General features: G+C 39.0%; 22 protein-coding genes. 19 read left to right on the forward strand and 3 right to left on the reverse strand.

The annotated features are described in order from the left end of the window. Nucleotides 1-74 precede the first annotated feature (74 nt). A complete protein-coding gene (dbpA, locus tag ABN256_RS05145; protein WP_196553547.1) occupies nucleotides 75-1,448 on the reverse strand; it encodes an ATP-dependent RNA helicase DbpA in 1,374 nt (457 codons plus the stop codon). Between the two features lie 367 nt (nucleotides 1,449-1,815). Here dbpA and ABN256_RS05150 point away from each other — a divergent pair, with 367 nt between their 5' ends. From ABN256_RS05150 to ABN256_RS05180, 7 genes are all read left to right on the forward strand, one after another. Next, on the forward strand, nucleotides 1,816-2,577 hold the full coding sequence (locus ABN256_RS05150) for a nucleoside-specific channel-forming Tsx family protein (protein WP_072069387.1): 762 nt from the start codon (nucleotides 1,816-1,818) through the stop codon (nucleotides 2,575-2,577). A 496-nt stretch (nucleotides 2,578-3,073) separates the two neighbouring features. After that, nucleotides 3,074-4,024 carry a cytochrome o ubiquinol oxidase subunit II gene (gene cyoA / locus ABN256_RS05155; RefSeq protein ID WP_115350463.1) on the forward strand — a complete coding sequence of 317 codons (951 nt, stop codon included), beginning with the start codon at nucleotides 3,074-3,076 and terminating at the stop codon, nucleotides 4,022-4,024. A gap of 4 nt (nucleotides 4,025-4,028) precedes the next feature. Then, the gene (gene cyoB / locus ABN256_RS05160; protein WP_115350464.1) at nucleotides 4,029-6,011 is read left to right on the forward strand and encodes a cytochrome o ubiquinol oxidase subunit I; all 1,983 of its coding nucleotides are present in this window, start codon (nucleotides 4,029-4,031) and stop codon (nucleotides 6,009-6,011) included. Continuing rightward, nucleotides 6,011-6,622 (forward strand): cytochrome o ubiquinol oxidase subunit III, encoded by a 612-nt coding sequence (locus ABN256_RS05165; protein ID WP_072069390.1) that lies wholly within the window; start codon nucleotides 6,011-6,013, stop codon nucleotides 6,620-6,622. The genes cyoB and ABN256_RS05165 overlap by 1 nt, the downstream gene beginning before the upstream one ends. Continuing rightward, complete coding sequence (locus ABN256_RS05170; RefSeq protein ID WP_072069391.1) at nucleotides 6,622-6,954, forward strand: cytochrome o ubiquinol oxidase subunit IV; 333 nt, start codon at nucleotides 6,622-6,624, stop codon at nucleotides 6,952-6,954. The genes ABN256_RS05165 and ABN256_RS05170 overlap by 1 nt, the downstream gene beginning before the upstream one ends. A gap of 11 nt (nucleotides 6,955-6,965) precedes the next feature. Beyond that, nucleotides 6,966-7,850 carry a heme o synthase gene (cyoE, locus tag ABN256_RS05175; protein ID WP_072069392.1) on the forward strand — a complete coding sequence of 295 codons (885 nt, stop codon included), beginning with the start codon at nucleotides 6,966-6,968 and terminating at the stop codon, nucleotides 7,848-7,850. Nucleotides 7,851-8,023: 173 nt separating this feature from the next. Further along, nucleotides 8,024-9,394 (forward strand): MFS transporter, encoded by a 1,371-nt coding sequence (locus tag ABN256_RS05180; protein WP_197269538.1) that lies wholly within the window; start codon nucleotides 8,024-8,026, stop codon nucleotides 9,392-9,394. Between the two features lie 78 nt (nucleotides 9,395-9,472). Here the strand turns inward: ABN256_RS05180 and ABN256_RS05185 are convergent, their stop codons facing one another. Further along, nucleotides 9,473-9,964: a YajQ family cyclic di-GMP-binding protein gene (locus tag ABN256_RS05185; RefSeq protein ID WP_072063676.1), complete on the reverse strand. Its 492-nt coding sequence runs from the start codon at nucleotides 9,962-9,964 to the stop codon at nucleotides 9,473-9,475. 227 nt (nucleotides 9,965-10,191) lie between these two features. Between ABN256_RS05185 and panE the strand changes: the two genes are divergently transcribed. Both panE and yajL read left to right on the forward strand, forming a co-directional pair. After that, nucleotides 10,192-11,112 (forward strand): 2-dehydropantoate 2-reductase, encoded by a 921-nt coding sequence (gene panE, locus ABN256_RS05190; RefSeq protein ID WP_196553545.1) that lies wholly within the window; start codon nucleotides 10,192-10,194, stop codon nucleotides 11,110-11,112. Further along, nucleotides 11,081-11,761 (forward strand): protein deglycase YajL, encoded by a 681-nt coding sequence (yajL, locus tag ABN256_RS05195; protein WP_231619328.1) that lies wholly within the window; start codon nucleotides 11,081-11,083, stop codon nucleotides 11,759-11,761. The genes panE and yajL overlap by 32 nt, the downstream gene beginning before the upstream one ends. Nucleotides 11,762-11,867: 106 nt before the next feature. Here yajL and thiI read toward each other — a convergent pair whose 3' ends face one another. Next, a complete protein-coding gene (thiI, locus tag ABN256_RS05200; RefSeq protein WP_196553544.1) occupies nucleotides 11,868-13,319 on the reverse strand; it encodes a tRNA uracil 4-sulfurtransferase ThiI in 1,452 nt (483 codons plus the stop codon). A 201-nt stretch (nucleotides 13,320-13,520) separates the two neighbouring features. Here thiI and xseB point away from each other — a divergent pair, with 201 nt between their 5' ends. The 10 genes from xseB (at nucleotide 13,521) to ABN256_RS05250 (ending at nucleotide 23,633) form a co-directional block, all read left to right on the forward strand. After that, on the forward strand, nucleotides 13,521-13,784 hold the full coding sequence (gene xseB / locus ABN256_RS05205; protein ID WP_196553543.1) for an exodeoxyribonuclease VII small subunit: 264 nt from the start codon (nucleotides 13,521-13,523) through the stop codon (nucleotides 13,782-13,784). Next, nucleotides 13,785-14,708: a (2E,6E)-farnesyl diphosphate synthase gene (gene ispA / locus ABN256_RS05210; protein ID WP_196553542.1), complete on the forward strand. Its 924-nt coding sequence runs from the start codon at nucleotides 13,785-13,787 to the stop codon at nucleotides 14,706-14,708. A 66-nt stretch (nucleotides 14,709-14,774) separates the two neighbouring features. Then, nucleotides 14,775-16,640, forward strand: a complete 1,866-nt coding sequence (dxs, locus tag ABN256_RS05215) for a 1-deoxy-D-xylulose-5-phosphate synthase (RefSeq protein WP_197269540.1) — start codon at nucleotides 14,775-14,777, stop codon at nucleotides 16,638-16,640. A 420-nt stretch (nucleotides 16,641-17,060) separates the two neighbouring features. Further along, on the forward strand, nucleotides 17,061-17,480 hold the full coding sequence (gene rbsD / locus ABN256_RS05220; protein ID WP_072069399.1) for a D-ribose pyranase: 420 nt from the start codon (nucleotides 17,061-17,063) through the stop codon (nucleotides 17,478-17,480). A gap of 7 nt (nucleotides 17,481-17,487) precedes the next feature. Beyond that, nucleotides 17,488-18,996, forward strand: coding sequence for a ribose ABC transporter ATP-binding protein RbsA (gene rbsA, locus ABN256_RS05225; protein WP_197269541.1), 1,509 nt, complete (start codon nucleotides 17,488-17,490; stop codon nucleotides 18,994-18,996). 1 nt (nucleotide 18,997) lies between these two features. Then, nucleotides 18,998-19,963, forward strand: a complete 966-nt coding sequence (gene rbsC / locus ABN256_RS05230; protein WP_036932908.1) for a ribose ABC transporter permease — start codon at nucleotides 18,998-19,000, stop codon at nucleotides 19,961-19,963. Between the two features lie 42 nt (nucleotides 19,964-20,005). Next, nucleotides 20,006-20,896, forward strand: a complete 891-nt coding sequence (gene rbsB / locus ABN256_RS05235; protein WP_196553540.1) for a ribose ABC transporter substrate-binding protein RbsB — start codon at nucleotides 20,006-20,008, stop codon at nucleotides 20,894-20,896. Nucleotides 20,897-20,972: 76 nt separating this feature from the next. Then, a complete protein-coding gene (rbsK, locus tag ABN256_RS05240) occupies nucleotides 20,973-21,899 on the forward strand; it encodes a ribokinase (protein WP_072069402.1) in 927 nt (308 codons plus the stop codon). A gap of 4 nt (nucleotides 21,900-21,903) precedes the next feature. Beyond that, nucleotides 21,904-22,914, forward strand: coding sequence for a ribose operon transcriptional repressor RbsR (gene rbsR, locus ABN256_RS05245; protein WP_425355531.1), 1,011 nt, complete (start codon nucleotides 21,904-21,906; stop codon nucleotides 22,912-22,914). A 383-nt stretch (nucleotides 22,915-23,297) separates the two neighbouring features. After that, nucleotides 23,298-23,633: a zinc ribbon domain-containing protein YjdM gene (locus ABN256_RS05250; RefSeq protein ID WP_196553538.1), complete on the forward strand. Its 336-nt coding sequence runs from the start codon at nucleotides 23,298-23,300 to the stop codon at nucleotides 23,631-23,633. Nucleotides 23,634-23,655: the final 22 nt, after the last annotated feature.

Raw genomic sequence — 23,655 nt, forward strand, 5'->3', positions numbered from 1 at the left:
GGGCAGCTTAAGCTGCCCTTTTTCATATTTATATTAATTTTGGTATTAGTAAAAACAGTTACTGATTATTTAAATTATCTAAACAATCTGACTTTGACCGATTTACCTTTAATTTTACCTTGTTGTAGCTGTTTCCAAGCTTGCTTAGCAATTGATTGTTTTACCGCAACGTAAGCATGAGTCTGATTAATCATAATTTTACCAATATCAGCACCATTAAAACCCATATCTCCCGTTAATGCGCCTAAAATATCACCTGGACGCATCTTGGCTTTTTTACCACCATCAATACATAATGTTGCCATCGTTGCTTCAAGCGGCGTAATTTGTAGACCTGTAGGAACAGGTAACCAATTTATCTTCATATGAAGCATTTCTTCTAGGGCATTAGCACGTTGAATTTCTTCAGGTGCACAAAAACTGATAGCTAATCCACTCTCACCCGCCCTTGCTGTACGCCCAATACGGTGAACATGCACTTCAGGATCCCATGATAATTCGTAATTGATCACCATTTCTAACGCTTTAATATCAAGCCCGCGAGCTGCAACATCCGTTGCAACTAACACACGACAACTCCCATTAGAAAAACGAATTAAAGTTTGGTCACGTTCCCTTTGTTCCATATCGCCATGTAAAGCAAGCACACTTTGATTACTTTCTGTCAGTGTCTCATACACATCTTGGCAATCTCTTTTTGTGTTGCAGAAAACCACGCAAGAAGCTGGTTGTTCACGGCTTAACAGTTTTTGCAGCAATCCTATTTTGCCATGACGAGATATTTCATAAAATTGCTGTTCAACAGCAGGGAGCTCATCAACTGAATTTATTTCGATAGTGATAGGATTTTGCTGTATTTTACGGCTGATTGTAGCGATTTCATTTGGCCATGTTGCAGAAAAAAGCAGGGTTTGGCGAGCCGTTGGCATACGAGAAATAATATCATTGATATCATCAAAAAATCCCATATCCAGCATTCTATCAGCTTCATCGAGCACTAACGTTTTTACATCATCTAAATTGACAGTCTCTTTTTTCAGGTGATCAAGTAATCTGCCCGGTGTCGCCACAATAATATGTGCAGCGTGAATTAATGAATCACGTTGAATACTAAAGGGGACTCCGCCACATAGCGTTAATACTTTAATATTAGGTAAATAACGAGCAAGGCGACGTAATTCATTTGCAACTTGATCGGCAAGCTCTCTCGTTGGGCATAATATTAATGACTGGGTATTAAATTGTTTTGCATCAATATGTTGTAATACACCTAAACCAAAAGCAGCCGTTTTACCACTACCTGTTTTTGCCTGAGCACGGACGTCTTTTCCTGCAAGAATAGCAGGTAAAGCGGCTTTTTGAACTGGAGTCATAGTTAAATAACCCATTTCATTAAGGTTAGCGAGTTGTTCTGCAGGAAGGGCGTTAAGTTCAGCAAATGAGGTCACAATGAAAATTCCAAGTAAAGTAAAAACAAATATAAGCTAATGATACTATCCCTTCATTCTTGTGTCGTGAGGTATTTTTGCACTGTTCATATTACTTTTTCATCTAAGTGTTATTTTTTATCATTATCTCCTTAAATTTCCTCTTCTTATCAAAGATTCCTTTTTTATTTTTACTAATAACTCGAAAAAATAAATAAAAAAATACAAAACTTCCTATTTTTTAAACTAATATCAAAATTCTAGAAATAGATCTTATTTGGAGCTCAAATTCCTACAAAATGGATTTTTATAGTTTATTATTCCAATAAAAAAGAAAAACTGAACATTCACCGCAACCATAATCGACCATGAAACATCGAGATAATTTATGATCAAAAAACCATTTTTGTTTGTCATCGCAACAACATTCTCTTTATCTTCTCAGGCAAGTTATTTAGGAGGATTTGCAAGCACAAGTATTAACTACTTAGATTGGACAACACATACAACACACAAAACAGGCAAAACTTCCCATAAAGATGATTTTGCCTATTTAGAACTTGAAGGTGCTGCTAATTTTTCATGGGGGGAGTTTTATGGCTTTTTCGATTTAGAGAATCCCTTTAATAAAAGAGAAACTCATCCGGGAGATAATCAGCGCTATACCATTAAAAGTACTGCTCGTATTTATTTAGGCAAAAGTAACTTTAATTTATATGGACATGTTTATGGTACATGGTCACTCCCCGGTAAAAAATATGGTGGTAACTTTCATGAAGTAAATACACTTTACGGGTTTGGCTATAACACTCAAATTGCTAATTTATGGTTTAAACCTTTTATTGCCCTTCATTATGTCGATCAATCTAAATATTCAGGTAACAACGGTTATGTGGCTGGTTGGGTTGCTGGATATGATTTTAATATAAAAAATCAAAAATTTAGCCTAACAAACTGGCATGAGATGGAATTTCAACGACATAAACGTTATGGCAATGGAGGTAAAAATGGCATTAATGGCGCTTTAGCCATTTGGTGGCATCCGACAACATCTATTACTACAGGAATTCAATATCGCTATGCTTATAAAAAGCTAGGAGAGAGTTTTCTTCAAGACGGCATTGTATATAGCTTGAAATATAACTTCTGATAGCAAATTGTTAATTTTTATTACAGCGGATCTATTTTTATCCGCTGTAATCCTTTTTTCTTATTTAATGAATAAAATCCTCATTGAATATAAATATTCAACAAATGATCTATTATCAATATTAAAAATCACATAACCGGCAAATTAAGACATTAAACATCATAATAAAAAGGATTTAGCTCATAAACTCTCCTCAGACCTGCTTGCTGTCACTTTTTTAATCAAAATACGTTTTCTTACATTTTTTATTGCATTTTTATTTGTAAAAATATGTATTTATTTTAGAAATATGATACTTTATGAAATTATCGTTAATATCAAATAATTAAATTAACAATTATTTAATAGTTTAATTACTTGTGATCACATTAACACAAAAGAACAACCAATCACCCACTTACCATTACAATTGTTTACACTGTGGCAACCTTACCGTAAAATGTCCTTACTGATACTGATGAAACAACAATAGAACCTTTGTCATTTAGGTCGTTGGATGAGACTTATGAAATACATAAAAAGTATTGGGACACTCTCGCTATTAGCAGCCGCATTCTTATTAAGTGGCTGTGACATGGCGTTAATGGATCCCAAAGGCGCTATCGGCGCTGAGCAAAAAACATTAATCCTTATTGCACTTGGTTTAATGTTAATTGTTGTGATACCGGTGATACTGATGGTGATTGTTTTCGCTTATCGCTACCGCGAATCCAATACAAAAGCCACCTACCGCCCAAACTGGGCTCACTCAAATAAAATTGAACTCGTTGTTTGGACCGTGCCAATTATCATTATTGTGATTTTGGCAAGCATCACATGGAAAACAACCCATGAGCTTGATCCTTACAAACCCCTAGAGTCCTCAGAAAAACCGGTCACCATTGAAGTTGTTTCAATGGATTGGAAATGGTTATTTATCTATCCAGAACAAGGTATTGCGACAGTCAATGAATTGGCTTTCCCTGCTAATGTACCTGTTAATTTCAAAATCACTTCTGACTCAGTCATGAACTCATTCTTTATTCCTCGCTTGGGTGGTCAAATCTATGCGATGGCAGGAATGCAGACCAAACTTCACCTAATCGCTAATGAACCAGGTGAATATCCAGGTATGTCAGCAAGTTATAGTGGGCATGGTTTCTCAGATATGAAATTTACCGCAATAGCAACGCCTGATCGTGCTGGTTTTGATGCATGGGTTGAGAAAGTAAAACAATCATCAGATACGTTAAATACTACTGCTGCATTTAATGAACTTGCTAAACCAAGCCAGAAAAATCCAGTGACCTATTATTCAAGCGTGAAGCCAATGTTATTCCAAGAGACTATTTCTAAATTTGGTCATACAGGTCATGGCGCTCACACAAGTAGCAATCAGACAGCACATGCTGATGCAACAATGAATATGAACATGAGCCATGCGGCGCATGCAGGAGCAGAGGAATAAAGGCATGTTCGGAAAATTAACTCTTGATGCAGTCCCGTTGCATGAACCTATTATCGTAGTAACTTTACTCGGTATCGTTCTGGGCGGACTTGCTGTTGTTGGCGCACTAACTTATTTTCGTAAATGGAAGTGGTTATGGAGCGAATGGTTAACCAGTGTTGACCATAAAAAAATTGGTATTATGTATATCATCGTTGCAATGGTCATGATGTTCCGTGGCTTTGCCGATGCCATTATGATGAGAAGCCAACAAGCACTAGCTTCAGCTGGTGAAGCGGGCTTTTTACCTCCTCATCACTATGATCAGATTTTTACCGCACACGGCGTTATCATGATTTTCTTCATGGCAACCCCTTTCGTTGTGGGTCTGATGAACCTCGTTGTGCCTTTACAAATTGGCGCTCGTGATGTGGCCTTCCCTTTCCTAAACTCACTGAGCTTCTGGTTCTTTGTCGTTGGTGTGGTACTTATCAACCTTTCTTTAGGTATTGGTGAATTCGCACAAACAGGTTGGTTAGCATATCCGCCACTTTCAGGCTTAGAGTATAACCCTGGAGTCGGGGTCGATTACTGGATATGGAGTTTACAGATATCTGGTATTGGTACACTTCTAACAGGGGTTAACTTCTTCGCGACTATCCTGCGTATGCGTGCGCCAGGCATGAGCATGATGAAAATGCCAGTATTCTCTTGGGCGGCTTTATGTACTAACGTCCTGATTATCGCTGCATTCCCAATTTTAACCGTTACGATTACATTGTTAACATTAGACCGCTATCTTGGTACGCATTTCTTTACCAATGATATGGGCGGTAACATGATGATGTACATCAACCTCGTATGGGCTTGGGGTCATCCAGAAGTTTATATTCTTGTTCTGCCTGTATTTGGTGTGTTTTCTGAAGTCACGGCAACATTCTCTAAAAAACGGTTATTTGGTTACACCTCATTAGTCGGTGCAACAGTTGTTATTACCGTATTGTCATTTATCGTTTGGTTACACCACTTCTTTACTATGGGTTCAGGGGCTAACGTAAACGCCTTCTTTGGTATCGCCACCATGATCATCGCCATACCAACAGGGGTTAAGATCTTTAACTGGCTGTTTACGATGTATCAAGGCCGTATCGAGTACAAAAGCCCAATGCTATGGACTATCGGTTTTCTAATTACCTTCTCTGTAGGAGGAATGACCGGAGTTCTGCTAGCGGTTCCGGGTGCTAACTTTGTTTTACATAACAGCTTATTCTTAATTGCTCACTTCCATAACGTTATTATCGGTGGTGTGGTATTTGGCTGTTTCGCAGGTATGACTTACTGGTTCCCTAAAGCATTCGGTTTCACACTGAATGAAAAATGGGGTATTCGTGCATTCTGGTTCTGGTTTATCGGCTTCTTTATGGCCTTTATGCCACTGTATATTCTTGGCTTTATGGGTATGACTCGTCGTTTAAGCCAAAATATCAATCCAGAGTTTAACCCAATGCTGTTAGTTGCCGCAGGGGGTGCTGCACTAATTGCTATCGGTATTGCTTGCCAAGTCATCCAAATTTACGTGAGTATTCGTGACCGTGATCAAAACCGTGATTTAACGGGCGATCCATGGGGTGGACGTACTCTCGAGTGGTCAATTTCTTCACCTGCACCTTTCTACAACTTCGCTGTTGAGCCTAATGTTCAAACTCGTGATGAGTGGTGGGATCAGAAAGAAAAAGGTACCGCTTATCAACGCCCAACCAAATACGAACCAATCCACATGCCTAAAAATACTGGTGCAGGTGTAATTATTTCAGCATTCAGTTTAGTCCTTGGTTTTGCCATGATCTGGCATATCTGGTGGTTAGCTATCGTTGGTTTCGCTGGCATGATTGTCACTTGGATCGTAAAAAGCTTTGATACAGATGTGGATTACTATGTCCAAGTGCCTGAAATTGAAGCTATCGAGAATAAGCATTATGAAGAACTGAAAAAAGCAGGTGTGAAATAATGTCTACTCAAACTGTAAATAACACAAACGCCCATGAGCATCATGGGCATCACGATGCAGGAGCGACGAAAGTTTTCGGCTTCTGGATCTACCTAATGAGCGACCTTATCCTGTTTGCCAGCTTATTCGCCACTTATGCGGTGCTTGTTAACGGGATTGCTGATGGTCCTTCAGGTAAAGAAATTTTTAGCTTACCTTTTGTTTTAGTTGAAACCTTCTTACTGCTATTTAGTAGTATCACTTTTGGTTTCGCTATGCTGAGCATGAATAAAGGTAGCGTTAGCCAAGTTAATCTGTGGTTATTTGTTACTTTCTTATTCGGCTTAGGTTTCGTCATCATGGAAGTTTACGAATTCCATGAGCTAATCGCAGAAGGTTACGGCCCAGATCGCAGTGCATTCTTATCTGCATTCTTTGCATTAGTTTCAACGCATGGTCTTCACGTAACAGCGGGTTTAATTTGGATTGTGATCCTAATGATCCAAGTATCACGCCGTGGCTTAACAGAAGTTAACCGTACTCGCTTAAGCTGTTTAAGTCTGTTCTGGCACTTCCTTGACGTTGTCTGGATTTGTGTGTTCACCGTAGTTTATCTGATGGGAGCGATGTAATGAGTCATCCAAATACTTCTCCTTCAGGCGCAAGCCACGGCAGTATGAAGTCTTACCTGATTGGCTTTATTCTGTCTGTTATCCTCACCGTTATTCCATTTTGGATGGTGATGGAAGGAACCGCGACACCAGCAACTATTCTATGGACCGTTGTCGGTATGGCTGTTGTGCAGATTGTTGTTCATTTAGTCTTCTTCTTACATATGAATACGTCATCAGAAGAGCGCTGGAACGTCGTTGCATTCCTGTTCACACTGCTTATTATCGGCATTGTTGTCGTAGGCTCGTTGTGGATTATGTACAACCTGAACATCAATATGATGATGGATTAAGAGTTGTCGCTATGATTAAGCAATACCTACAAGTCACCAAACCAGGAATTATTTTCGGAAATTTAATTTCTGTAATAGGTGGTTTTCTTCTCGCCTCCAAAGGTGAGATTGACTATCCCCTATTTGTCGCGACTCTACTTGGGGTGTCTCTGGTCGTTGCTTCTGGTTGTGTTTTTAACAACTATATTGACCGTGATATTGACCGTATCATGGAAAGAACGAAGAACCGCCCATTAGTTAAAGGATTAATTGACCCTCGAATTAGCCTAATTTATGCCTCAGTATTAGGTATTGCAGGTGTTGTGCTGCTCTATGTAGCAGCCAACCCGCTTGCAATGTTTATCGCTGTATTTGGTTTTATTATTTATGTTGGGGTTTATAGCCTCTATATGAAGCGTAAATCTGTTTATGGCACACTGATTGGAAGTTTATCTGGCTCTGCTCCCCCTGTTATCGGTTATTGTGCCGTTAGCGGTGAATTTGATGCGGGCGCGGCAATCCTATTACTTATCTTTAGTTTGTGGCAGATGCCTCACTCTTATGCCATTGCTATTTTCCGTTTTAAAGACTACCAAGCAGCTAATATTCCGGTATTACCCGTTATTAAAGGGATCTCAGTCGCTAAACGCCATATCATTCTTTATATTCTGGCATTTATGATTGCAACCTTAATGCTGACATTAGTTGGATATGCGGGCTATAAATATCTAATAGTTGCTTCTGCCGTCAGTATTTGGTGGTTGGGCATGGCTTTATCCGGTTATAAAGCAACCAATGATAAAGTGTGGGCACGAAAATTATTTATTTTTTCTATTGTGGCAATCACTTCATTAAGTGTAATGATGTCGGTTGATCCAACAAGCTCAACAGAAACTGTCTTTGCTTATTTAAGATAATGTATTTACTAAAGTAACCAAAAGACCAGTCAGCCTTCTGACTGGTCTTTTTTTATCCTGTTTTGCGACTAAAGAAGATATCAGTACAGTTTTGACTTTTTTGCATCCCATTTATTGATTAACCTCGTTATAAAATGTCATTACAATGGGGTATCAGTAATACGAGGTAATCCATGAATGATAATAAAATGACCCCATTAGAGCGCAAAGCAACATGGGGACTAGGCACTGTTTTTTCTCTTCGCATGCTTGGCATGTTTATGGTACTCCCAGTTTTAACCACCTATGGGCTTCAACTACAACACGCAACAGAATCACTCATCGGATTAGCCATCGGTATTTATGGATTAACACAAGCGGTATTCCAAATCCCTTTTGGTATTTTCTCTGATAAATTCGGCCGAAAACCGATAATTGTTTTCGGCTTAATTATTTTTATTATTGGTAGTTTGATTGCCGCACTTAGTGACAATATTTACGGCATTATTATTGGGCGAGCATTGCAAGGGGCTGGAGCTATCTCAGCAGCGGTAATGGCTTTATTGTCTGATTTAACGCGGGAACAAAATAGAACAAAAGCAATGGCCTTTATTGGTATTAGCTTTGGGATAACGTTCGCTTTAGCCTTAGTTTTAGGCCCTATTTTAGCGCATATTTTCGGCTTACAAGGTCTTTTTTGGGGCATTGCCCTACTCGCCTTTAGTGGCATTATTATTACGCTTTTTACTGTACCGAACAGTGAACATCATATTCTTAATCGAGAATCTGGTTTTGTCCGTGGCAGTGTCAAAAAAGTCTTATTTGATGCACAACTTCTTAAGCTTAATACCGGTATTTTTTCTCTACATACTTTATTAATGGCAGCCTTTGTTGCGCTTCCTCTTGTCATGAGTGAAGCTGGCTTAGCAAAAGAGAAACATTGGATTGTTTATCTTGTCACTATGCTTATCGCCTTTATTACAGTATTACCTTTTATTATCTATGCAGAAAAGAAACGAAAAATGAAACAAGTGTTCTTATTCTGTATTTTCTTACTGATTATGGCTCAGGCAATTCTTATTATTTCAGGCTCTAGCTTGTGGTTAATTATTGCGGGTATTCAGGTCTTCTTTATTGGCTTTAATATTATGGAAGCCCTTCTTCCTTCATTAATCAGTAAAGAAGCGCCAGCAGGTTATAAAGGTACAGCTATGGGAATTTATTCCACCAGCCAATTTTTAGGAGTGGCATTGGGCGGTATTTTAGGTGGATGGCTTTATCAGCATTATGATGCACAAATCGTATTTCTAGGTTGTTTAGTGATTGGCATTATTTGGTTTTTGATTAGTTTAACCTTACGTCAACCCGCTTATGTTAGTAGTTTACGGGTTGAATTACCGTCTAATCTATCTTTAGGTCAGCAACAAAAACTACAACAAATATTTAAACAACAACCAGGTGTTAATGAAGTTGTGATTATTGCTGATGAGCAAAGCGCCTATATAAAAGTGGACACTAAACAAACACCGAGAGCAACATTAGAGTCTTTAATCCCTTCGGTTTAACCCACAATCAGTTTGTCGAATGAAAACAAAAATGCGCTGTTTATTCAGCGCATTTTTTATAACTTAATGAATAAATTATTAGTCACGGAAATTATTAAATTGGAATGGCTGTCCTAGCTCACCTTCTCGAACTAATTTCATTACAGCTTGTAAATCATCACGAGATTTACCGGTTACTCGAACTTGTTCGCCTTGGATTTGAGCTTGTACTTTTAATTTACTGTCTTTGATCAGCTTAACAATTTTCTTCGCTAATGCAGTATCAATACCTTGTTTTAAGGTTGCTTCTACACTGTACATTTTTCCGCTGTGAGTCATTTCTTCAGGGATATTTAATACTGCACCATCGATCCCTCTTTTTGCCATTTTCTCACGCAGAATATCTAATAATTGCTGAACCTGAAATTCAGATACGCTGGTTGTTTTCACTGACTCTGCTTTTTCGTTTAATTCAAAACTGGCTTCGACATTACGAAAATCCCAACGAGTAGTCAGTTCACGTTGTGCGTTTTCTACCGCATTACGCACTTCATGTAAGTCAACTTCAGATACGATATCAAAAGATGGCATTCTTTCTTCCTCAATAAATAAATACAACCCAAATAATAGCTTCTTTTAAGATTGCAAAAAAGTATTGCACATTCAATAACGACTTTATCACTCAATTTCATACTGATAGTAAAGAGCAAACATACTTTAAACAGAGAAGCACAATCAATGTTATAATTTCAGAAAGATAGTCTAGTGACAGCAGGCCACCGCCTTACTCTATTACGATTTTCAAAAGAAGAGGCACAATGAAAATTACCGTTTTAGGATGTGGTTCAATAGGTAAACTTTGGATCGCCGCATTAACACTTCAAACTCACGAAGTACAAGGCTGGCTAAGAGTGCCACAACCTTTTTTAGATGTGAGCGTCGATAATATTAATGGTGAGCCTTTTTATCAGCGCATTATCGCGAATCAGCTTGAATGGTTAAAACAAAGTGAATTACTTATTGTTTGCTTAAAATCGTGGCAAGTCTCAGATGCTGTAAATGCGCTTCTACCTTATTTATCTGCACAATGTCCTATCTTATTAATTCATAATGGCATGGGAACTGCTGATGAATTAACAGCAACACAACACTCTACCACTAGACCAATTTTGCAAGGCATTATTACTCATGGAGCTTATCAACAAGGCCAGCATGTTATCCACACAGCTACAGGTATAACACACATTGGCCCATTAAATAGTGCAGCCCAACAATACAGTCATTTAGCAGAAATACTGCATCATGCATTACCTGATGTCGCTTGGCACAATGATATCCACACCATCAGTTGGCTCAAACTTGCGGTTAATTGCGTGATTAATCCATTAACTGTTTATTATCAGTGCCGTAATGGAGATTTATTGCGCTACCCTGAGCATATTCACAAAATTTGTGATGAAGTTTATCAAGTGATGGAGCGCGAAGGTGTTATCCCTACTTCTAAAACACATCTGCATGGCTACATTATTGATACCATAGAACAAACAGCAAATAATTATTCATCTATGTATCAAGATGTGAAATATCAACGCCATACAGAGATTGACTATATTACCGGTTATTTATTACGTCGGGCGTCAGCGCAAGGCCTTGTCTTACCGGAAAATAACCATCTTTTTCAATTTATTAAACAACAGGAAGGCAATTATGACCATATCAGCGATCATCTGCCTAGCTAATGGAAGTGAAGAAACCGAAATCGTGACCACGGCAGACTTATTAGTCAGAGCCGGTATTCATGTTGTACTTGCTAGCGCAGAAGATGATGTTGATGATCTTGTTATCACTTGTTCTCGAGGTATTAAACTGGTCGCTGATGCGCCTCTAGTTCGTGTTGTTGATCATCACTATGACGTTATTATTCTCCCCGGTGGATTACAAGGTACTGAAACATTAAGAGATAGTCCTCTAGTGGTCGAAAAAGTACGTCGCATGCACAGTGAAAATAAACTTGTGGCCGCGATTTGTGCTGCCCCTGCAATAATTCTTGAAACTCATAATATTTTCCCTATTGGGAATATGACGGGCTTCCCTGCATTAAAAGATAAAATATCACCCAAAAAGTGGGTGGATTATCGTGTCTATTATGATGAAAGAGTTAATTTAATTACTAGCCAAGCGCCTGCAACCTCTATCGATTTTGCACTAAAAATTATCGAACGCTTAAAAGGTAAAGAAGCTGCAGCTGATGTCGCCAAGCAACTCGTATTGCCACCTGGTATTTATAATTACCAAGATGAATTTACAGGCTTTGGGGATAAGCATTTTGTAAAAAATATGGGCTCGCACAATCACCATGATGATGGCCAAGCAATAAGAGCGAAGTAATCATCTGGAGAATGGCAGCGACATTCCCCAACATAAAAGTTGTATAATTAAAAAAAAGCCACTTTTCAGTGGCTTTTTTTATTCGCAAGATCAAATCGTTAGCGTATTATTTTTTACGATACACTTTAACGTTTTCAAAACCTTGCTCACGTAAATAAAGTGCTTGTAAGCGACTCATCATTCCGCGATCACAATACAATAAATAGGTTTTTGCTTTATCTAAATCACCAAACTGCGTACTGAGTTTATAGAATGGTAACTCTTTAACATCAATGCCATCCATTTTTAATGGTGATGTTTCTTGCTCTTCGGGGGAGCGAATATCAAGAATAACGTCATTTGCAGCGAATTCGGAGACCATTTCAACTTCTATGACTTGTTGTACAGTTTCTTCGGCAATACGACGAATATCCATATTCTTAGCATTTTCAACAACGCTATCAAGAATAGAAAAATCAAACTTCTCTTCTTCTGCTTCAATTTTCGCTTTAACAGCTTTCACTGTTGGGCTTTTTGAAATTACCCCACAGAATTCTGGCATTGTGCGAGCAAAATCTTCTGTGCCAATTTGACGTGCAATATTGATAATGTTTTCTTTATCATGAGTGATAAGAGGACGTAAGATTAACGTATCTGTCGCATTATCAATTAAACGCAAATTAGTTAAAGTTTGACTAGAAACTTGGCCTAAGGCTTCACCCGTTACAATTGCTTGAACACCATAACGCTCTGCCACTCTTGATGCTGCTCGCACCATCATACGTTTTAGCACAACGCCCATTTGCCCATCATCGACCTTTTCTAAGATTTCTGCGACAACAGGCTCAAAGTCAACCGCAACGAAATGCACTTTATGAGAACGACCAAAGCGATTCCATAAATAATGCGCAACTTGTTTAACGCCAATTTCGTGTGCAGAGCCACCTAAGTTAAAGAAACAATAGTGAACTCGGCTACCACGACGCATTAGCATATAGCTTGATACACCTGAGTCATAGCCACCAGAAATCAGCGATAAGACATCTTCTTGCGTACCAATTGGAAAACCACCAATACCTTCATAGCGTGCATTAACTAAAATAAGTTTATCGTCTTCAATTTCTAAATTAATGGTGACATCAGGACGAGTTAACTTCACTTTTGCGCTTTCAACGTGTTGGTTAAAACCACCACCCACATAACGCTCAACTTCATTAGAAGTAAAACTGTGTTTACCACGACGTTTTGCACGAACACAGAATGTTTTGTTTTCAACTAAATGCTTAAATGCTGCAAAAGTTTGCTCAAAAATATTATGTAAATCGGTATAAGGATGTTCTTCGACTTGTAAAAAGTGATGAATACCAGGAATACGTGTTAATGCATCACATACTGCTTCACTTTTACTTTCATCTTTACTCACAACCACAATGTTATCCCAATTACGGACAACTGTGATTTCATCGCCGATTGTATTTAATACATTACGGATATTGCTAGTGAGGATTTTGATAAAACGTATACGAACAGATTGGCTTTTGATCGTAATTTCGGGGAATAATTTAATAATAAACTTCATAGTCAATGGTCATAGGTTATTAAGTAGAAACATAAACTACAGTGATGTAAATTGACTGGAGTTTATAAAAGTCACAAAGTATATCACCAATATTTAGGGCTCACCCGCAAAAATCATCGACTGAATAAGAAATTTTCATCTTACTTGTAGTAAGATGATCGCTATTATTCAGCGCTAACATGCTTTATTATCAAAAATATTATGGCTAAGAAAACGACATCAATTAACGAAGACATCGCAAAAGCACCAAGTTTTGAAGCATCCATGCAAGAACTTGAGCAAATCGTAAACCGCTTAGAATCCGGTGAACTCCCTTTAGAAGAAGCGCTTAATGAGTTTGAACATGGCGTTCGACTAGCCCGTGTTGGACAAAAAACATTACAAGACGCTGAACAGCGTGTTCGTATTCTTCTAAAAGAAGACGACAATGCAACTCCTGATGATTTTATCCAAGAGGCAGAATAATTGAGTAACGCAACTTCAAGTACGGATGCGTTCCGTCATAAATTAGATTCCGCCCACCAGCGTGTCGATGATGCGCTAAATCAAGCGCTCTTAGCTTTACCATTTACTGACATGCCTCTAGGTAAAGCCATGCATTATGGCGCTCTTTTAGGTGGGAAGCGCTTACGTCCTTTCCTTGTTTATGCTGTTGGCGAGATGTTTAAAGTTCCTGCGCTAAACCTTGATGCTCCGGCAGCTGCTGTGGAATGTATTCACGCTTATTCCCTTATTCATGACGATTTACCTGCGATGGATGATGATGATCTGCGTCGAGGTAAACCAACATGTCATATCGAATTCGGTGAAGCTAACGCTATTTTAGCGGGTGATGCACTACAAACTCTGGCTTTTGAGATCTTAGCAAAAAACCCAATGCCCGATGTCTCAATGGCTGATCGCGTTGCAATGATTGCTGAATTAGCCACAGCGAGTGGTCTTGCAGGTATGTGTGGTGGTCAAGCACTTGATCTTGAGGCCGAAGATAAATCAATTGATCTTGCATCTCTTGAAAAAATCCATTTACACAAAACAGGTGCATTAATTCGTGCGGCTGTACGTTTAGGTGCATATAGTGCAGGTTCTAAAGGCCATGATGTATTACCTGCATTAGATAAATATGCTCACTCCATCGGCCTTGCATTCCAAGTGCAAGATGACATTTTAGATGTCATCGGAAGTACAGAAGAAACTGGAAAACGACAAGGTAGCGACCAAGAGTCAGGAAAAAGTACGTACCCAGCCCTCCTTGGTTTAGAACGAGCTCAAAAGAAAGCACAGGAATTGTATAACGAAGCACTGGATGCCTTAGCGTTTCTTGAGCAATACGAGTACGATACAACCACGCTTAAACAATTAGCGAGTTTTATCGTCGAACGGAAAAACTAATAAAAAATAAAGAGAGCAGCTTACCTGTTCTTTCCCTATTACAAGTGATTAATTAATAGGCATCACATGAGCATTGATATCGAAAAATATCCCACATTGGCGTTGGTTGAAACACCAGAAGATTTACGCCTATTACCAAAAGAGAGTTTACCTAAACTCTGTGATGAGCTAAGGCTATTTCTTCTTAACAGTGTCAGCCGCTCAAGTGGTCACTTCGCCTCAGGTTTAGGTGCTATTGAGTTAACGGTTGCTCTTCATTATGTCTATAAAACCCCTTTTGATAACCTCATTTGGGATGTAGGTCATCAGGCATATCCCCATAAAATCTTAACTGGTCGCCGTGACCGTATTGATACAATTCGCCAAAAAAATGGACTACATCCCTTCCCTTGGCGAGAAGAGAGCGAATACGACAAACTTTGTGTCGGTCACTCTTCAACCTCTATCAGTGCAGGTTTAGGTATGGCTGTTGCCGCCGAACAAGAAAAACTGAATAGAAAAACAGTTTGTGTCATTGGTGATGGAGCAATTACTGCGGGCATGGCTTTTGAAGCGATGAACCACGCGGGTGATATTGAACCTGATATGCTCGTTGTTCTTAATGATAACGAGATGTCGATTTCAGAAAACGTTGGTGCGCTGAATAATCACCTTGCACAATTGTTATCTGGCAAACTGTACACCACCTTGCGTGAAGGTGGGAAAAAGGTCTTTTCTGGTATTCCACCAATTAAAGAATTACTGAAAAAGACAGAAGAACATATCAAAGGCATGGTCGTTCCTGGCACCATGTTTGAAGAGTTAGGATTTAACTATATTGGTCCTGTTGATGGTCATGATGTTATTGCATTAGTACAAACCCTCGCTAATATGCGTGATCTAAAAGGCCCTCAACTTCTGCATATTATGACCAAAAAAGGTCGTGGCTATGCTCCTGCTGAGCGAGATCCTATTAGCTGGCACGCTGTACCAAAATTTGATCCACAAACAGGGACATTACCTAAAAGCCCTAATGCACGACCTACGTTTTCCAAAATTTTTGGTGACTGGTTATGTGAAGAAGCCTCAACCGATCCAAAACTGATGGCAATTACCCCTGCAATGCGTGAAGGTTCTGGTATGGTGCGTTTCTCAAAAGAGTACCCATCACAATACTTTGATGTGGCGATCGCGGAACAACATGCCGTTACTTTTGCAGCAGGTTTAGCAATTGGTGGTTATAAGCCGATTGTTGCTATTTACTCGACGTTCTTACAACGTGCTTACGACCAAGTGATCCACGATATTGCGATTCAGAAACTGCCTGTTTTATTTGCCATTGATCGTGGTGGTATTGTAGGAGCAGATGGTCAAACTCACCAAGGTGCTTTTGATCTCTCATTCTTACGTTGTATTCCTAATATGGTTATTATGGCACCAAGCGACGAAAACGAATGTCGTCAAATGCTTCATACCGGTTATCACTATCAAGATGGTCCTGTTGCCGTACGTTATCCAAGAGGCTCCAGTATTGGTGCGCAATTGCAACCACTTAACCCACTCCCTATGGGTAAAGGTATTATTCGTCGCCAAGGCAAAGGTATTGCGATCCTAAACTTTGGTACATTACTACCTGAAGCATTAGAAGTCGCTGAAAAGTTGGATGCCACTGTGGCTGATATGCGATTTATCAAACCTCTTGATAAATCACTTATCCTTTCTCTTGCTGAGCAACATGATATGTTGGTGACACTAGAAGAGAATGCCATTATGGGTGGTGCTGGCAGTGGAGTTAATGAATTACTCATGCAAGAGCGTTGCTTAGTGCCTGTCTTAAACCTCGGTATTCCTGATTTGTTTGTACCACAAGGTGGACAAGAAGAGATCCGAGCGGACTTAGGACTTGATGCTGTTGGTATTGAAAAATCTATTACGGATTATCAAGCTAAATAACGTCTAAAATGCCCGTATTAAACGGGCATTTTTCTATGCCCATAACTTACCAAAACGACTATTAACTCTTTGATTACTAATTCTTCTGTTCATTTTTGAATTACAATTTGCTCTATCTATCCCATACAGCCTATTTACATAAGAAAAGCTTAATAAAAAATTAAATCTAGTACTATTATTACTCAAACTCCTCTATATAAGATGTAACCTATAACTCATATTTTATGAAAATCATTGCAAATAAAGCATTTTCCTATTGAATCCATTCAGCGCTAATTTATTCAGTTAGTTAGATTTTTCTTTCTTTTTGTTTCCCAACGAAACGTTTCGATCGCGCTCACAATCTGAATAAATCAGACTTGTTTTCCCCTTTTTCTTTTCTACTATATAAACAGCGAAACGTTTCGCTGAGGAGGAAATATGAAAAAAGGCGTATTACTAAATAGTCCTATTTCTAGCGTAATTTCACGTTTAGGACACACTGACAAAATCACCATTGCAGATGCCGGATTACCCATTCCCTCTTCTGTTGAACGTATTGATCTTGCTCTAACACAGGGTATTCCTGACTTTATGTCAGTATTGCAAACAATCACTCATGAGATGCAAGTTGAAGCAGTCATGCTGGCGGAAGAAATTAAGACCATTAACCCCATCCTTTTTAAAGAGATAGTCTCTTATCTTAATTTATTAGAGCAAGAACAGAAGAAACCCATTCAAATAACGTATGTTTCACATGAAACATTCAAAAGACAACTTACTGAAAATAAAGCTGTTATTAGAACAGGTGAATGTACACCTTATGCCAATATTGTGTTGTTTTCTGGTGTGACTTTCTGAGGACAATATGAAACCTTTACTTGAGCTTAAAGATATTGATAAGTCATTCCCTGGTGTAAAAGCACTATCAGGTGCTACTTTGCGAATTTATCCCGGTCGAGTGATGGCCTTGGTGGGTGAAAATGGTGCGGGTAAATCAACACTGATGAAAGTGCTTACTGGTATTTATAAAAAAGATGCAGGCGAAGTTATTTATCAAGGTGAGCATTGCTCCTTCAATGGTCCTAAATCATCACAAGAAGCAGGAATAGGCATTATTCACCAAGAGCTTAACCTTATCCCAGAATTAACCATTGCAGAAAATATCTTCTTAGGCCGTGAGTTCACACGTGCTTTTGGGGCTATCGACTGGAAGAAAATGTATGCTGAGGCTGATAAGTTATTAGCTCGATTAAACCTCGCTTATAGCAGTCACCGTTTAGTAGCTGAATTATCGATTGGTGATCAGCAAATGGTAGAAATCGCCAAAGTTCTCAGTTTTGGTTCTAAAGTCATTATTATGGACGAACCTACAGATGCATTAACCGATACAGAAACTGAATCCCTGTTTAGTGTTATTCGTGAACTAAGAGACCAAGGTTGTGGCATTGTTTATATCTCACATCGTTTAAAAGAGATCTTTGAGATTTGTGATGATGTCACTGTACTGCGAGATGGTCAGTTTATTGGTGAAAAACCCGTTAGCGCATTACAAGAAGATACGCTTATTGAAATGATGGTTGGCCGTAAGTTAGAAGACCAATATCCTCGTATCAACATTCCCCAAGGCAAAACCAAACTCAATGTCATTAACCTTAGTGGTGAAGATGTTCACGATGTCAGTTTCTCATTACATGAAAGTGAAATTCTCGGTATCTCAGGTTTAATGGGGGCTGGTCGTACAGAATTAATGAAAATTATCTACGGCGCATTACCCAAAACCAATGGCACCGTAGAGCTCGATGGGAAACTCTGCCAAATCAAAAAGCCGGTTGAAGGATTGGAACAAGGCATTGTTTATATCTCTGAAGACAGAAAACGAGATGGCTTAGTGCTAGGTATGTCAGTAAAAGAAAATATGTCACTGACCGCACTTCGTTATTTTAGTCGTGGCATGGGAGTGCTCAATCATAAAGAAGAGCAACTTACTGTCGGTGATTTTATTAAATTGTTCAATATAAAAACCCCCTCAATGGATCAAACAATTGGTTTTTTATCCGGGGGAAATCAACAAAAAGTGGCTATCGCAAGAGGCCTGATGACTCGCCCCAAAGTGCTTATTCTTGATGAACCCACTCGTGGTGTAGACGTTGGTGCTAAAAAAGAAATTTATCAACTAATTAATAAATTTAAACAAGAAGGATTAAGCATCATCTTAATTTCTTCTGAAATGCCTGAGGTAATGGGAATGAGTGACCGTATTTTGGTGATGCATGAAGGGCGTATTAGCGGTGAGTTTTCAGCTCACAATGTCACACAAGAAATGCTAATGGCGGCCGCTGTTGGTAAACAATATGACGCTAAGGTAGGAGTTTGATATGAGCACAAATTCAATTCCAGCGTCAAAACGTTGGTTCTCAAAAGCATGGCTATTAGAGCAAAAATCACTGATAGCATTACTACTTCTGATTGTTGTCGTTTCCACACTCAGCCCTAATTTCTTTACCTTAAATAATATCTTCAACATTCTCCAACAAACATCCGTTAACGCCATAATGGCGGTTGGCATGACCCTTGTTATTTTAACCTCTGGTATCGACTTATCCGTGGGTTCATTACTTGCGTTAACTGGCGCTGTCGCAGCATCTATGGTTGGCGCTGATGTTAATGCCCTTGTTGCGGTTGTCGGTGCATTAGCACTTGGTGCAGCTATTGGTGGTGTAACAGGCATTATCGTAGCAAAAGGTAAAGTTCAAGCCTTTATTGCTACGTTAGTCATGATGTTATTACTGCGCGGTGTTACCCGTGTTTATACCGACGGCAGTCCAATTAATACTGGATTTAGCGATAATGCTGATCTCTTTAGCTGGTTTGGTATTGGTCGTCCATTTGGTATTCCAACTCCAATCTGGCTCATGATGATTGTCTTTTTGAGTGCATGGTATTTATTACATCATACCCGTTTAGGTCGTTATATTTATGCGCTTGGGGGAAATGAGTCGGCAACACGTCTATCCGGTATTAGCGTCGATAAAATAAAAATTATTGTTTATGCACTTTGTGGTTTATTAGCTGCCCTTGCTAGCGTAATTGAAGTTGCTCGCCTTTCATCAGCACAACCGATGGCAGGTAATGGTTATGAGTTAGATGCCATTGCTGCGGTTGTTCTGGGTGGTACCAGCCTTGCAGGTGGTAAAGGACGAATTATCGGTACATTAATTGGTGCACTTATTCTAGGCTTCTTAAATAACGCACTAAATTTATTAGGAATATCATCAAACTATCAAATGATAGTAAAAGCGGTGGTCATCTTACTTGCTGTTTTGGTAGATAACAAAAAATAATTCTCTATTCTCTTAATCCGAACCCCGACAGGAACTTATATTATGAAACTCAAAAAAATGGCGACACTTCTTTCTGTTGTTGCGTTAAGTGCCACGCTCAGTGCTAACGCGTTTGCAAAAGAATCTATCGCCCTTGTTATCTCTACACTCAATAATCCATTCTTTGTTACCATGAAAGACAGTGCACAGAAAGAAGCAAATCGTTTAGGTTACGATTTAGTTGTACTTGACTCGATGGATAACCCAGCTAAAGAGCTTGCTAACGTGCAAGATTTAACCGTAAAAGGCACACGCTTAATGCTCATTAACCCAACAGACTCAGATGCTGTAGGTAATGCAGTTATTTTAGCGAATAAAGCTAAGATCCCAGTTATCACGTTAGACCGTGTTGCAAACAAAGGTGATGTTGTCAGCCATGTTGCTTCTGATAATCGCCTTGGTGGCAAAATGGCGGGTGATTATATTGCCGAAAAAGTAGCTAATGATGCCAAAGTCATTCAACTAGAAGGGATCACCGGAACTTCTGCATCTCGTGAACGTGGTGAAGGATTTAAACAAGCTGTTGATGCCCATAAATTAAATGTACTTGCAAGCCAACCCGCTGATTTCGACCGTACTAAAGGTCTTAACGTGATGCAAAACCTATTAACTGCTTACCCTGCGGTGCAAGCTGTTTTCGCACAAAATGATGAAATGGCATTAGGTGCATTACGTGCATTGCAAACTGCGGGTCGTACCGATGTATTAGTGATTGGTTTCGATGGCACTGACGATGGTATCAAAGCGGTAAACCGTGGCATGTTAGGTGCAACCATCGCTCAACGCCCGGATCAAATTGGTATCATCGGCATTCAAACCGCTGATAAAATTCTCAAAGGCGAAAAAGTGGATGCAACAATTCCAGTCGAACTTGAGTTAGTTATTAAAAAATAACAACAAATGCCACGGAGTGATATTGCTCCGTGGTGGCTTTGATCATTAAAACATGTTTTCACAAGGATAAAAGGCTATGACAACACCTCGCCTTGCTGTTCTAGGTAGCATTAATGTTGACCACATTATGAATATTTCACAATTTCCAAAACCCGGTGAAACCATTATTGGTCATCAATACAAAATAGCCTTTGGTGGTAAAGGTGCAAATCAAGCGGTTGCTTGTGGTCGTAGTGGTGCTGATATTACCTTTATTGCTTGTGTTGGTGATGATGCGATTGGTAGTGAGATAATTTCACAACTTAAAACAGATAATATCCATATCGATGCAATTAGTATTATTCCGCAAACACCAACTGGTGTTGCAATGATCCTTGTTAATGAGCAAGGCGAAAATGTAATTAGCATCATTGCAGGTGCTAATGGCGCACTAACCCCTAGACATCTTGAGCAATATCATCATGTTATTGAACACGCCGATGCCTTATTAATGCAGTTAGAATCACCGTTAGATACCGTATTTGAAGCAGCTAAACTGGCAAAATCACATCATACAAAAGTTATTTTAAACCCTGCTCCAGCTCAACCTTTATCTGATGAATTTCTGAGTTTTATTGATGTTATCACCCCAAATGAGACAGAAGCCGAAATATTAACAGGTATTTCTGTGCATGATGAAGCAGGTGCGGCTAAAGCCGCCGATATTTTACATCACAAAGGTATCAAACAAGTACTGATTACATTGGGTAGCCGTGGCGTCTGGTTTAGTGAACAAGGAAAAGGCATGATAATTCCTGGATTTCGTGTCGAAGCTGTTGATACCATTGCCGCAGGTGATACATTTAACGGTGCATTTGTCACAGCAATATTAGAAGGCAAACCTTCTGTTGAGGCTATTCGTTTTGCCCACGCAGCAGCTGCCATTGCAGTTACACGTCATGGTGCGCAATCTTCAGTTCCTTGGCGTCATGAAATCGAATCATTTTTAGCAGAGCGAGCATAGTACTTTGGCAACAATGAAAGATGTCGCCCGTTTAGCGGGCGTTTCAACATCAACAGTCTCTCACGTTATCAATAACAATCGTTATGTCAGTGAAGGCATTCGTAAAAAGGTTAACGATGCTATCGAAACCTTAAATTACGCGCCTTCAGCTTTAGCACGCAGTTTAAAAATGAACTGTACTCACACTATTGGTATGTTAGTGACAGCTAGTAGCAACCCTTTCTATGCAGAAGTTGTGCGTGGTGTTGAACGCAGTTGCTACGAAAAAGGCTATAGCCTAATTTTATGTAATACCGAAGGGGATTACGAGCGCATGGATAGTAGCCTTGAAACGTTGCTACAAAAACGTGTTGATGGTTTATTATTGATGTCAACAGAAGCCAGAGCGCCCTCTCATGAAGTACTCAATCGTTATCCTCGTTTACCTATGGTCATGATGGATTGGTCTCCATTCGAATACGGTGGAGATATTATTCAAGATAACTCCCTGCTTGGGGGAGAAATCGCCACCAATTATCTGATTGAAAAAGGCTTTACTGAAATTGCCTGTATTGCAGGCCCACAAGATAAACTCCCAGCTAAACATCGTTTGCAAGGCTATTACAATGCGATGCAAAAAGCAGGACTCACTATTCGAGAGGAGTTTGTGTTAACCAGTGATTTTGAATTTGCGGGTGGGTTTAGCGCAATGCAAGAATTACTCTCACATTCTGTCTTACCACAAGCAGTTTTCACCTGTAATGACGCAATGGCTGTTGGTGCTTATCAAGCTATTTATCAAAAAGGTTTGCGTGTACCTGATGATATTTCAGTCATGGGTTATGACGATATCGACCTGGCCTCTTATATGATCCCTCCTCTTTCTACCATTCACCAACCTAAAGATGAATTGGGTAAACTTGCTGTCAGCCAATTATTACATCGTATGGAAAATATCGATGCTGATGACAATGTTCTGGTGCTTACACCCAAACTTATAGAGCGTAGCTCAGTGAGTCATTTTGTAAAACAATAATAAGAAGATTAACACTATTATTGATGATGCTCTCTTTTAAGATGGGGGCATTTATTTTTAGTTATATTTATAAAATTATAACTTTAATATCATTAAATTAGGAGATATTTAAAACCACCTTTATTTATCTTTATTTTCCATTTAACTCTCTATATTTGTTCTACTTTTTCTGACTTTCAAGCCATAACCTGTGAAAGATGCAAATTTTCATCAAATCTATTATACTATCGCCCTTTCGCATTATCTGATGCCGGATCATTTAGGGCATTACTTTAAAATTTTCATGCTTAAACGATAATGTGTCCTTTAATTTATGGGGCAAGTGTTATCCTCATTTTGACGATTAATCACTTCCCATTTTGATAAAATTTGAGAGTATTATTATGTCATTACCTTCTTGTCCTAAGTGCAATTCAGAATACACCTATGAAGATGGTGCAATGTATGTTTGCCCTGAATGTGCACACGAATGGAACGATGCTGAACCTGTCGTTGATAACGATGAGTTAGTAGTTAAAGATGCTAACGGAAATTTATTAGCTGATGGCGATTCAGTGACCGTGATTAAAGATCTGAAAGTCAAAGGTAGCTCAACCATGCTAAAAATCGGTACTAAAGTAAAAGGTATCCGTTTAGTAGAAGGCGACCATAATATTGATTGTAAAATTGATGGTTTTGGGCCAATGAAATTGAAGTCTGAATTTGTGAAGAAAAACTAAAATTATTGATAATATTGTTATT

It is taken from the genome of Proteus sp. fly-1008 (assembly GCF_040140305.1).
Lineage (GTDB): Bacteria > Pseudomonadota > Gammaproteobacteria > Enterobacterales > Enterobacteriaceae > Proteus > Proteus vulgaris_B.